9 protein-coding genes are annotated in these 12,029 nt (G+C 43.3%); all 9 read left to right on the top strand.

Annotated features, from left to right (window positions below; all coding sequences use genetic code 11):
- Positions 1-43: 43 nt before the first annotated feature.
- The 9 genes from NH399_RS12125 to infB all read left to right on the top strand — a co-directional run bounded on the left by NH399_RS12125 (position 44) and on the right by infB (position 12,029).
- Positions 44-673 carry an NADH-quinone oxidoreductase subunit J gene (locus NH399_RS12125; protein ID WP_253040495.1) on the top strand — a complete coding sequence of 210 codons (630 nt, stop codon included), beginning with the start codon at positions 44-46 and terminating at the stop codon, positions 671-673.
- A complete protein-coding gene (gene nuoK / locus NH399_RS12120; protein WP_253040494.1) occupies positions 670-975 on the top strand; it encodes an NADH-quinone oxidoreductase subunit NuoK in 306 nt (101 codons plus the stop codon). The genes NH399_RS12125 and nuoK overlap by 4 nt, the downstream gene beginning before the upstream one ends.
- Positions 976-984: 9 nt before the next feature.
- Positions 985-2,946: an NADH-quinone oxidoreductase subunit L gene (nuoL, locus tag NH399_RS12115; RefSeq protein WP_253040493.1), complete on the top strand. Its 1,962-nt coding sequence runs from the start codon at positions 985-987 to the stop codon at positions 2,944-2,946.
- A 16-nt stretch (positions 2,947-2,962) separates the two neighbouring features.
- Complete coding sequence (locus tag NH399_RS12110; RefSeq protein ID WP_253040492.1) at positions 2,963-4,501, top strand: NADH-quinone oxidoreductase subunit M; 1,539 nt, start codon at positions 2,963-2,965, stop codon at positions 4,499-4,501.
- Positions 4,498-5,922 (top strand): NADH-quinone oxidoreductase subunit NuoN, encoded by a 1,425-nt coding sequence (nuoN, locus tag NH399_RS12105; protein WP_253040491.1) that lies wholly within the window; start codon positions 4,498-4,500, stop codon positions 5,920-5,922. Before NH399_RS12110 ends, nuoN begins: the two co-directional genes overlap by 4 nt.
- Positions 5,923-5,933: 11 nt before the next feature.
- Positions 5,934-6,998: a mechanosensitive ion channel family protein gene (locus NH399_RS12100; protein ID WP_253040490.1), complete on the top strand. Its 1,065-nt coding sequence runs from the start codon at positions 5,934-5,936 to the stop codon at positions 6,996-6,998.
- Between the two features lie 290 nt (positions 6,999-7,288).
- Positions 7,289-7,810 (top strand): ribosome maturation factor RimP, encoded by a 522-nt coding sequence (gene rimP / locus NH399_RS12095; protein WP_253040489.1) that lies wholly within the window; start codon positions 7,289-7,291, stop codon positions 7,808-7,810.
- Between the two features lie 33 nt (positions 7,811-7,843).
- On the top strand, positions 7,844-9,346 hold the full coding sequence (gene nusA, locus NH399_RS12090) for a transcription termination factor NusA (RefSeq protein WP_253040488.1): 1,503 nt from the start codon (positions 7,844-7,846) through the stop codon (positions 9,344-9,346).
- A gap of 16 nt (positions 9,347-9,362) precedes the next feature.
- Positions 9,363-12,029 carry a translation initiation factor IF-2 gene (gene infB, locus NH399_RS12085; protein WP_253040487.1) on the top strand — a complete coding sequence of 889 codons (2,667 nt, stop codon included), beginning with the start codon at positions 9,363-9,365 and terminating at the stop codon, positions 12,027-12,029.

The following is a 12,029-nucleotide window of genomic DNA, read 5'->3' as shown; positions in this document are numbered from 1 at the left end:
TAAAAAAAGAAAATAAACATCAGACCATCAGAGTGGCATTTTTATGAGCTTCGAACAAATTGTTTTCTATGGCTTTTCCTTCATGCTTATTTTTTCGGCGCTGATGGTGATCCTGGTCAAAAACAGTGTCAAAGCCGCTCTGTTTCTGGTGTTGTGCTTTTTTGCTTCTTCGGCACTTTGGCTACTGTTAGAAGCTGAATTTCTTGCTATTACCCTGATGCTTGTTTATGTCGGCGCCGTTATGGTGCTGTTTTTATTTGTAGTGATGATGCTGGACATTAACTACTCGGCTCTCAGGCAAGGGTATACCAAGGTCTTGCCTATTGCTTTGATGGTCGCTCTCGGGTTTTTGCTATTGCTGCAATGGTTGGTTGGCAATGAGCACTTTGGCCTCAACATTATCGCTGAACCACAAAAGCACCCGGCAGACTACAGTAATGTAAGAGAGCTTGGCCGAGTGTTATATACCGACTACTTTTATCCTTTTGAACTGGCTGCCGTTATTTTATTGGTTGCTATTATTGCCGCGATAAGTTTGACGTTTAGAGGAAAGCGTGGGCGAAAAAGTCAGGACATTGATAAACAGGTTGAAGCAAACAAACAGAACCGTCTAAAAGTGGTGAAGGTAGAGCCGGTTGTCAGTCCCAAAATCTCGGATGGGGAAAAAGCATGATTGGTTTATCTGATTATTTGTTAGTGGGAGCGATTCTTTTTGCGATCAGTGTTGCAGGTATTGTCATTAATAGGAAGAATGTCATCACTCTATTAATGTGCATCGAATTAATGTTGTTATCCATCAATATTAATTTCATCGCTTTTAGTCGATATCTAAATGATATTCAGGGGCAGGTTTTTGTCTTCTTTATTTTAACGGTCGCTGCTGCTGAGGCTGCAATAGGTCTCGCTATTTTAGTTGCTCTGTTTCGAAATCGCGCAACGATTGATGTAGAAGAACTTGACCAACTGAAGGGATAGGAGGCTGCCATGCAAAATACCATTTTAGCCATTATTCTTTTACCTTTGCTGGGAGCTATCATTTCTGGCTTATTTGGACGTTGGATTGGCCGAGCTGGTGCCCACTACGTTACTATCATTGGTGTTGCGACCTCTTGCTTACTGTCTTTTCAGATTTTATGGCAAATTACTAACGGTGATTTTCCAGTTATTAATATTCAGCTCTATGAGTGGGGGCGTCTAGGGAATTTATCCTTGGGTATTGGAGTATTATTGGATCCTCTTAGTGCCGTTATGATTTCCGTCGTTACTTTTGTTTCGCTGATGGTGCACATATATACGATTGGCTATATGAAAGATGATCCTGGTTATCAGCGCTTCTTTTGTTATATTTCTCTTTTCACTTTCTCTATGCTCACTCTGGTGCTTTCTAATAACTTTTTGCAATTATTTTTCGGTTGGGAAGCCGTTGGCGTTGTTTCTTATTTACTCATTGGCTTTTGGTTTAAGAAAGACAGTGCGGTCTTCGCTAATTTAAAAGCGTTTTTAGTGAACCGAGTGGGGGACTTTGGGTTTCTATTAGGGATTGCAGGAGTACTGTATTACTTTGGCTCTCTTGATTATCAAAGTGTCTTTACTCAGGCTAAATTTATTACCGATGGTGGTCCTGTCATTTCTGTTGGAATGGGAGAGTGGTCTGCACTGACCTTTATTTGTATTTGCTTGTTTATTGGTGCCATGGGCAAGTCTGCTCAAGTGCCTTTGCATGTATGGTTACCTGATTCAATGGAAGGGCCTACACCGATTTCTGCACTGATCCACGCGGCTACGATGGTGACTGCCGGAGTCTTTATGGTGGCCAGAATGTCACCATTATTTGAGCTTTCGACAACCGCTTTATCTTTTATCTTGGTTATTGGCGCATGCACTGCTTTCTTTATGGGATTGCTGGGGATTGTTCAGCAAGACATTAAACGCGTGGTAGCTTATTCCACATTGTCTCAGCTAGGTTATATGGTTGCTGCACTGGGTGCTTCAGCTTATGCCGCAGGTATCTTTCATTTGATGACACATGCATTTTTTAAAGCATTACTGTTCTTGGCGGCAGGTTCGGTCATTGTCGCCATGCATCACGTGCAGGATATTCGTAAGATGGGTAATTTAAGAAAGTATATGCCGGTTACCTACTTCACATCCTTGATCGGCACCCTGGCTCTGGTTGGGATGCCAGCCTTTGCTGGATTTTATTCAAAAGATGCGATCATAGAAGCCGTGAGGCATACTGAAATTGCAGGGTCTTCTTTTGCTTATGTTTGTCTTGTAGCGGGTGTGTTCTTTACCGCACTTTATAGTTTCAGGGTTTTCTTTTTAGTGTTTCATACCAAAGAACGAATGGATGACCATACTCGTTCTGGCTTAAAGGAATCGCCACTGGTTATCACTCTGCCTCTGATTTTACTGGCTGTGCCATCATTCGCTATTGGTTGGAACACCATGGAGCCTATGTTGTTTGGTGACTTCTTTAAACAGTCGATTCATGTTTTGCCTGAGCATGACTCCTTAGCCATGATGGCCAGAGAGTTTCATGGTATTCGTGCATTTACATTGCATGGAATGGCAACACTTCCTTTTTATCTTATGGTGGCTGGCTTTATTACTGCGTTAATGTTGTTTGTGATTAAACCCGAGTGGCGGACGCGTTTGGTTAGCAAGCTTGCATTGCCTGAAAAGATATTGTCGAATCACTTTTATTTTGATGCCTTTTATCAAAAAGTTCTGGTTGGTCTTGGACTGTTAACGGGCAAAGGTTTATGGAAAGCAGGTGAGCAACGTATTATTGATGGTATGATGGTTAATGGGAGTGCCAAGCTTGTTAACACATTTGCTGCCGTTATTCGCCATATTCAAACGGGGTATTTATATCACTATGCCTTGCTCATGTTAGTCGGACTTCTAGCTGTGTTTTTGTGGCTTTATTTTCAAGTAAAATAACAATGGATAAACTCTTATGGCATATCAAGTACCCTGGCTAAGTCTAATAATATGGGTGCCTATTTTGGGAGGGTTAAGTCTACTATTCGGAGTAGATGAAACGCGTGTTCGATTGCATCGTTGGTTGGCTTTAGCCTTAGCCATTGTCACTTTTGCTTTAACTATTCCGGTGTTTTTGAATTTCGATAGTCAATCGGCAGCGCTACAGTTTGTCGAAAAAGATGTTTGGTTCGAGTCTCTGAATATCTATTACTACGTGGGAGTGGATGGTTTTACGCTGCCTCTTATCATGTTGACATCTTTTATGACCATCGTCGTGATTTTAGCCGCATGGCGATCGGTAAAAGAACGCGTTAGTTTGTACTTGTCTTTATTCTTAATGATGTGCGGTTTAATGAATGGCGTTTTTGCGGCAGCAGATGCTATTTTATTTTACGTTTTTTGGGAAGCTATGCTAGTGCCTATGTTTATGGCGATTGGTATATGGGGTGGGCCAAACCGAGTTTACGCGACCATAAAGTTCTTTCTTTATACCTTTATTGGCTCGGTACTAATGTTGATCGCATTGATATATTTAGGCATTGAAACCAAAAGTTTTGAGATTGCTGCGTTTCATCAACATCCAATGACATTAGAAGTACAAAGCTATTTATTTTGGGCTTTCTTTATTGCGTTTGCTGTTAAAGTTCCCATGTGGCCTGTGCATACCTGGTTGCCTGATGCTCACGTTGAAGCACCTACTGGCGGCTCGGTTATATTGGCAGCAATCATGTTGAAGATGGGGGCCTATGGTTTTATTCGCTTCAGTTTACCTATTACACCTGACGCCGCTGCACATTGGGCGGATATTGTCATTTTATTGTCCCTTATTGCTGTCGTTTATATTGGTCTAGTTGCTCTGGCTCAGGAGGATATGAAAAAGCTCATTGCTTATTCTTCTATTGCCCACATGGGCTTTGTCACTTTGGGCTTTTTCATTACGTTTGCACTCTTATCTGGCGAGCATAAAGATATTGCGATCATGGGTATTCAGGGGGGATTGATTCAAATGATCTCCCATGGCTTTATTTCTGGTGCCATGTTTCTGTGCATTGGTGTTTTGTATGACAGATTGCATAGCCGCATGATTGCGGACTATGGTGGTGTTGCTAATGCAATGCCTAAATACGCAGCATTATTTATGGTGTTTGCTATGGCGAATGCAGGCTTGCCTGGCACTTCGGGATTTGTCGGTGAGTTTATGGTTATCCTGGCGGCATTTCATGCAAGTCCCTGGTATGCCTTTTTTGCTGCCACAACATTAGTGTTAGGGGCTGCCTACACTTTATGGATGTATCGTCGAGTCATGTTTGGCGAAACGGCCAATAATAAGATTGCGGCACTAAAAGATTTGGATATGCGTGAAATGCTTATCCTGTCTTCATTAGCCATATTGGTTTTTGTCTTTGGCCTTTGGCCTGCGCCATTGCTCGATCTCATGTCGGCTTCTGTTGAGCATTTGGTTGAGTGCGGCACAAGAAGCAAAATTAGCCTAGAGGGGATGTGCAAACCATGAACTTTTTAAACCCCTTGCTACCAGAAATCGCGATACTGTGTGTTGCGTGTTTAGCTTTATTCAGTGATTTGTTTTCTAAAGATCGTGAAAAGAAAACCTGTTATCTGATTACTCAACTAGGGATCATTTCCGTTTTCATTTTGTTATTGGGAAGTATTCATCAACCCAAACAGATTTTGTATCACGGAACTTTTGTGTTCGACACTTTAGCAACGTTATTAAAGCTGGGAATACTGTTGCTCACTTTTGTTGCGTTGGTTTACGCTCGTGTGTTTATTCGAGACCGACGGTTTTTGCGTGGAGAGTATTACACACTTACCTTGTTCGCTGCTTTGGGTATGATGGTGATGGTATCGGCACATAGTTTGTTAACTGTGTATCTGGGGATTGAGTTACTCTCATTAACTTTGTATGCCATGATTGCCATGCAGCGTGATGATAAGAGAGCGCCTGAAGCGGCGGTTAAGTATTTTGTCACGGGAGCCATTGCTTCTGGCTTTTTACTTTATGGAATGTCATTGCTCTACGGTGTGACAGGGCACCTTAAATTATCGGCAATCAGTCAAGTTTTACTCGAGCCTACCGAATTTGTTTGGTTAGCTCGTTTTGCCATCGTATTTATGTTGGCGGGTGTTGTATTTAAATTAGGACTGGTTCCTTTTCACATGTGGATACCGGATGTTTATCATGGTGCGCCAACTTCAGTCACAGCTTTTATAGCTAGCGCTCCTAAGGTAGCGGCCTTTGGATTAACGATTCGCTTATTGTTAGAAGGCGTCAATGCTCAGGTTTCCGATTGGTCTCAGATCTTATTGGTAGCTGGAATGTTGTCGATTGGTTTAGGGAATTTGGTTGCCTTGGCGCAAACGAATTTTAAGAGACTATTGGCTTATTCTGGCATTGCTCACATGGGATACTTTGCGCTGGGCTTTTTCGCTGGTGATTATGGTGGTTATGCTGCCTCCATGTTTTATGTTTTCGTTTATGCCATGATGACATTGGCTGGATTTGGCTTATTGGTATTCATGAGCCGTCTTGGTTATGAGTGTGAAGATCTGGATGATTTTAAAGGTCTTGGCCAACAGAATGCCTGGTATGGTTTGATGTTTACTCTGGTGATGCTGTCAATGGCGGGTATTCCTCCTTTATTAGGTTTCTGGCCTAAGCTGGAAATTTTTCGCGCATTAGTGGCTTCTGGATATAGTCAGGTAGCTGTCTATGCTGTGATTTTTTCGGTGGTTGGTTTGTATTACTACTTGAGAGTCGTCAAAGTTATCTTCTTTGATAAGGCAACCAAAGATTTTATGTTTATGCCAAGTCGTAGTATTCGCTTTGCCTTAACTTTTAATTGTTTGGGTTTTGTGGTGTTAGGGATATCCCCTGATGTTATCTATCGATACTGTCTGATGGCATTTTCTTAAGTGAGTGATTAATGGAAGAGATCAAGCTCCTTATTGTTGAATGGTTTCCTAACCCTTGGGTGCAGTTTTTTGTCTGGATTATTGCAGGGATTCTGGTTGCTAAGGCGACTTTCGCAATTTTAAGTCGATTGTTGGTGTCTGGTGCATCAAAGACTCAAAATAAATTTGATGATTTATTGATCGAAAAATCAAGGACTCCTTTATTTTGGAGCATTGTCTTTTTCGCATTCTATTTAGGTATCCACCGTTTGCCGATAGATGAGTCCTGGAAGGCGATTTTTTATTCTTTTATGATGAGTGTCGCCATCGTACTTTGGTTGGTGTTTGTGTTAAATGTTTGCCGCTATCTATTGAGAGCAAATGCTAATTCGAACAAAACCTCAAAGTTCATTCAGAATAGAACCTTACCCTTATTCGACAATGTGCTGATATTAGCATCCTGCGCTACGGGGATTTACTTCATCCTGGTTGCCTGGAATATTAATGTTGGACCCATTGTTGCCTCAGCTGGGATATTGGGCTTAGCGATGTCTCTAGCGGCTAAAGATACAATGGCCAACTTATTCGCGGGTGTTTTTATTTTGGCCGATGCTCCTTATAAGCTGGACGACTATATTGTGCTAGATAGCGGTGAGCGTGGCAAAGTGACTCATATCGGCATTCGTAGTACCCGTATATTGACTCGTGATGATGTCGAGGTGACTATTCCCAATGCGATTATGGGGAACAGCAAAATCATCAATGAGACCGCTGGCCCCCATGAAAAGTATCGTATTCGTATAAAAATCGGTCTGGCCTATGGTTCCTCAGTTCAGCAAATACGCGAGGTATTGTTAGAGGTAGCCAATGCTTGTGAAGAGGTTTGCGAATCACCCGCAGCAAGAGTTCGGTTTCGTACTTTTGGTGACTCCTCGATTAATTTCGAATTATTGTGTTGGGTAGCTGAGCCCGAGCTGAGAGGCAAAGTGTCTGATTTGCTTAATGAAGCTGTGTATGATGCTATGAGCCAACACAATATTACAATCCCTTTTCCTCAGCGAGATGTGAACTTGCGTCAGGTCTCTGGCCCATCATGAGATGATTTCTTCTTATATCAGAAACTAAACCACCATATTTCTATCGAAATTTGATGAACTGGTGACCTATACTTGTTATCGGTGGCTGTATTCGTTAAAATTCCGGCCTAAGTACTACTGGAGCCTCAGTCGGCTTCAGATAAGCACCTATTTATGGCTTGATATAAGACGTTATTAGTGTGCTAGTGAGTTTTTTGAAAGGCCCCGCTTTATGGGGCTTTTTCGTAGGCATTTGAAGGCTGGCTCGTCATGGCCTTCTTTACTACCGAAATTCGGTAGATGCCGCCCAAATGAAGTGTACAAAATGGGCAATTAGTGCCCATTTTTTGTTTTTGCTGCAAGTAGAGGCGTTTAACGTGGCTGTCATTGAAGAGCTAAACCGATTGATTGAACCAGCTGTTGAAGCCGCTGGATACGAATTTATCGGTCTTGAGTATGTTGCACAGGGTCGACATTCTGTTCTGCGTATATTTATTGATTCAGAGCAAGGCATTAATGTTGATGATTGCGCAACTGTTAGCCATCAGGTCAGTGGTGTTCTGGATGTAGAAGATCCTATATCTGGTCAGTATAACTTGGAAGTATCCTCTCCAGGTTCTGACAGACCGCTATTTAAGCTACAGCACTTTGAGCAGTTCTTGGGGCAAGAAGCAAAAGTTCGATGTATGGTTCCGGTGGACGGTCGTCGCAATTTCCGTGGGGTAATTGTTGCCGTTGAAGGTGAAGACATTATTCTTGGTGTTGACGAGGATAAGGTAACGATACCACATGGGAACATTGATAAAGCTAGATTAATTCCTGACTACGAATAGTCAGACTGAGAGGTGAGGTCGAGGTTTGAAGGTATGAGCAAAGAAATATTAATGGTTGTAGATGCCGTCTCAAATGAAAAAGATGTTGAACCTGAACTGATCTTTCAGGCTCTGGAAGCAGCTATCGCGACGGCTACGAAGAAGAAAAATGGTGGTGAAATAGAAGTTCGAGTATCGATTGATCGTGAGTCTGGCGATTATGAAACTTTCCGCCGTTGGGAAGTCGTTGAAGATTGTGATACTGGACTAGAGTCCCCCTTCACTCAAATCAGCTTCTCTGCAGCAGAGGTTGAAGAACCCGAGATACAAGTCGGCGAATATGTAGAAGAGCAAATTGAATCTATTGAGTTTGGGCGTATTGCTGCTCAGACTGCTAAACAAGTCATTGTTCAGAAAGTACGTGAAGCTGAGCGCGCGAAAGTTGTTCGTGCTTTTGAAGAGCGTGTTGGTGAGCTGGTAACAGGCGTGGTGAAAAAGGCCAGCCGCGATAGCATTATTTTAGATTTAGGCAACAATGCCGAAGCTATTATCCCTCGCGATGAAATGATGCCGCGCGAGTCGGTTCGTACCAGTGATCGAGTACGTGGCCTGTTATATGCCGTTAAGCCAGAAGCACGTGGTCCTCAGCTGTTTATCAGCCGAACTCGCCCACAAATGCTTATCGAGTTGTTCCGCATTGAAGTTCCTGAAATTGCAGAAGAAGTGATTGAGCTGCGTGGTGCTGCTCGTGATCCTGGTTCAAGAGCAAAGATCTCGGTTAAAACCAACGACAAGCGTATCGATCCTGTTGGTGCGTGTGTGGGTATGCGTGGTTCTCGTGTTCAAGCAGTATCCGGTGAGCTAGATAACGAGCGCATCGATATTGTTTTGTATGACGATAATCCTGCACAGTATGTGATTAATGCAATGGCTCCTGCTGAAGTGGCTGCCATTGTAGTTGATGAAGATAATCACAGCATGGATATTGCCGTTTCTTCTGATCAGCTAGCACAAGCGATTGGCCGCAGTGGACAAAATGTTCGTCTGGCCAGTGAGCTAACGGGTTGGACACTCAATGTAATGACTGAAGAAGATTTTGCTTTGAAAAATCAGGCTGAGAGTCAGGGCATTGCACAGAAATTAATGAATGACTTGGGCGTTGATGATGAGCTGGCTTCTATCCTGGTTCAGGAAGGCTTTACGTCGATTGAAGAAGTGGCTTATGTGCCTCTTGCAGAGATGCTTGAAATTGATGGTTTTGACGAAGATCTTGTTGAAACATTACGAGCACGTGCAAAAGATGCCTTGCTAACAAAAGCGATTGCTAGCGAAGAAAAGTTAGATGCATCTGAGCCTGCCGAAGACTTATTAAATATGGAAGGCATGGAAAAAAATCTGGCCTACCAATTAGCTGCCATTGGTGTAAGCACAATGGACGATTTAGCTGAGCAATCAGTTGACGAATTATTAGAAATTGAAGGTATGACGGAAGAGAAAGCAGGTCAACTGATTCTTACTGCCAGAGCGCCTTGGTTTGAAAATGAAGACGACGCTTAATGGGGGCCGAGAATAAATGTCTGAAGTAACTGTAGAAAAATTAGCCGAGATAGTCGGCACTCCTGTTGATAAGCTGCTCGAACAAATGAAATCAGCTGGTGTTGATTTAGAAAGTTCAGAAGATGTTGTATCTGATGAGCAGAAGAAGACTCTTTTAGCTTTCTTAAAACGCAGCCATGGCGGTAGTGACTCATCCAGTGCTACACCAGAAAGAATTACGTTGCAGCGTAAGACCAAGAGCTCGTTAAAAGTAACTGGCGCTACTGGAAAAGCAAAAACAGTAACCGTTGAAGTTCGAAAGAAGCGTACTTACGTTAAGAAGGCGAATCTTGAAGAAGAAGCTCGTAAAGAAAAGGAGCTTGAAGAAGAGAAGCGCGTACAGGAAGAGCAACGTCTAGCTGCCGAAGAAGCCAAACGTAAAGAGGAAGAAGCGGAAGCGCAACGTAAGGCTGAAGAACAAGCGAAGCAAGATGCCGAAGATGCTAAGCGTAAAGAAGAAGAACTCGCTAAGCGCAAAGCAGAAGAAGCAAAAGCCAAGCAAATTCTAGACAGTGAGTCGAAAGCTCAAAAAGCTAAAAGCGACACTAAAACAGAAGCTAAAGCAAAAACAGAGAGTAAGGCAAAAGTTGATAGCAAGGCCAAGCCTGCTGCCGCTGCTGCCAAAACGACTGAAAGAGCTGCTGCTCCTGCGACAACGGCTCCTGGAACTGCTGCTACCGATGCACCTGCAGCTCCTGCGAAGAAGCGCCGCAAAAAGAAAACCAATCGTAATCGTTCTGAGAACGAAGCCGAAGAAATGATTAACAAATATTCTTCGTCTAAACGTAAGCCAGGTAAACTGGATGACATCACTCAGTCTACTCGCCCAATGAAAGCACCGAAAGCACTGCGTCATGGTTTCTCTAAGCCAACAGCGCCTGTGGTTCATCAGGTTGAGATTCCTGAGTTTATCACTGTTGGTGAGTTAGCACAGAAGATGAGTGTTAAAGCTGCCAGCCTGATGAAAGTCATGATGAAGATGGGCACTATGGCCACCATCAATCAGTCGATTGATCAGGACACTGCATTGTTGATCGTTGAAGAAATGGGTCATAAAGCCATTGCTGCAAGTCAAGTTTCTGCTGAGGATAAACTGTTAGAAGAGAAATCTGCCAGTGATGCATCGGCGTCACAAAAAGGCCGTGCACCAGTAGTAACAATCATGGGTCACGTTGACCACGGTAAAACGTCTTTATTGGATTACATTCGTACCAGTAAAGTTGCTGATGGTGAAGCTGGCGGCATTACTCAGCATATTGGTGCTTACCATGTTGATACTGAGCGTGGTGGTATTACCTTCTTAGATACTCCTGGCCATGCGGCGTTCACAGCAATGCGTGCTCGTGGAGCTAACGCGACTGATATTGTTGTCTTGGTTGTTGCTGCCGATGATGGTGTGATGCCTCAAACGATTGAAGCGGTTCAGCATGCGAAAGCAGCGGGAGTGCCTTTGATTGTCGCTGTTAACAAAATTGATAAGCCTGAATCAGATCCTGATCGTGTAAAGAATGAATTATCACAACACGAAGTGATTCCAGAAGACTGGGGTGGTGATACTCAGTTCGTTCATCTTTCTGCAAAAACAGGTGAAGGTGTTGAAGGCTTATTGGATTCTATTTCTCTACAAGCAGAGATTTTAGAACTCACGGCAAGTGACTCTGGTTTGGCATCAGGTCTTGTTATTGAAGCTCGTTTGGATAAAGGCCGTGGTGCTATTGCTTCGGTACTGGTTCAGTCAGGCACATTGCGCAAAGGCGACATTATGCTGGCAGGTCTGCACTATGGACGTGTTCGTGCATTGATTAACGATCAAGGTAAGACGGTAAATGAGGCTGGCCCATCTATGCCAGTTGAAGTTTTAGGCTTGTCAGGTGTTCCTGATGCAGGCGATGACATGCTGGTTGTTGAAAGTGAACGTAAAGCTCGCGAAGTTGCTATGTTCCGTCAGAGCAAGCAGCGTGACGAAAAACTCGCACGTCAACAAAAAGCAAAACTTGAAAACATGTTCGCTAATATGAGCGAAGATGAAACTAAGTCGCTTAACGTTATTATCAAAGCAGACGTACAAGGTTCTGTTGAAGCCATTAGCAAATCATTGATGGATTTATCAACAGAAGAAATTTCGGTGAATGTTGTTGCAACCGGTGTTGGTGCGATTGCTGAGACTGACGTGTCGTTAGCGGCAGCGTCGAATGCCATCATTGTTGGCTTTAACGTTCGTGCTGATTCATCTGCTCGTCGTGCTGTTGAAAGCGAAGGTGTTGACCTGCGTTATTACAGTGTTATCTACGATGTTATCGAAGAGGTGCGTAGCGCCATGTCGGGCATGCTTTCTCCTGAGCGTCGACAAGACATCGTTGGATTGGCAGAAGTTCGTGATGTATTCCGCTCGCCTAAGTTAGGTGCAATTGCTGGATGTATGGTCATCGAAGGTTACGTGAAACGTAATAATCCAATCCGCGTTCTACGTGATAATGTTGTTATCTATGAAGGTGAATTGGAATCGTTACGTCGCTTCAAAGATGACGTCAATGAAGTTCGAAATGGTATGGAATGTGGTATCGGTGTTAAGAACTACAACGACGTTAAGGTCGGTGACCAGATCGAATGTTTCGAAATTATTGAGGTTGCTCGAACCATTTAG

This window comes from Pleionea sp. CnH1-48, assembly GCF_024124665.1.
GTDB lineage: Bacteria > Pseudomonadota > Gammaproteobacteria > Enterobacterales > Kangiellaceae > JAMXSB01.
Note: the sequence above shows the minus strand (reverse complement) of the source record. Positions and strands in the feature narration are given on the sequence as shown.

What these genes read in the sequence shown, in the direction of transcription:
- nusA (WP_253040488.1), top strand. Translation starts at nt 7,844, where the DNA reads ATGAGCAAAGAAATATTAATGGTTGTAGATGCCGTCTCAAATGAAAAA.
- nuoN (WP_253040491.1), top strand. Translation starts at nt 4,498, where the DNA reads ATGAACTTTTTAAACCCCTTGCTACCAGAAATCGCGATACTGTGTGTT.
- infB (WP_253040487.1), top strand. Translation starts at nt 9,363, where the DNA reads ATGTCTGAAGTAACTGTAGAAAAATTAGCCGAGATAGTCGGCACTCCT.
- rimP (WP_253040489.1), top strand. Translation starts at nt 7,289, where the DNA reads ATGAAGTGTACAAAATGGGCAATTAGTGCCCATTTTTTGTTTTTGCTG.
- NH399_RS12100 (WP_253040490.1), top strand. Translation starts at nt 5,934, where the DNA reads ATGGAAGAGATCAAGCTCCTTATTGTTGAATGGTTTCCTAACCCTTGG.
- nuoL (WP_253040493.1), top strand. Translation starts at nt 985, where the DNA reads ATGCAAAATACCATTTTAGCCATTATTCTTTTACCTTTGCTGGGAGCT.
- NH399_RS12110 (WP_253040492.1), top strand. Translation starts at nt 2,963, where the DNA reads ATGGCATATCAAGTACCCTGGCTAAGTCTAATAATATGGGTGCCTATT.
- nuoK (WP_253040494.1), top strand. Translation starts at nt 670, where the DNA reads ATGATTGGTTTATCTGATTATTTGTTAGTGGGAGCGATTCTTTTTGCG.
- NH399_RS12125 (WP_253040495.1), top strand. Translation starts at nt 44, where the DNA reads ATGAGCTTCGAACAAATTGTTTTCTATGGCTTTTCCTTCATGCTTATT.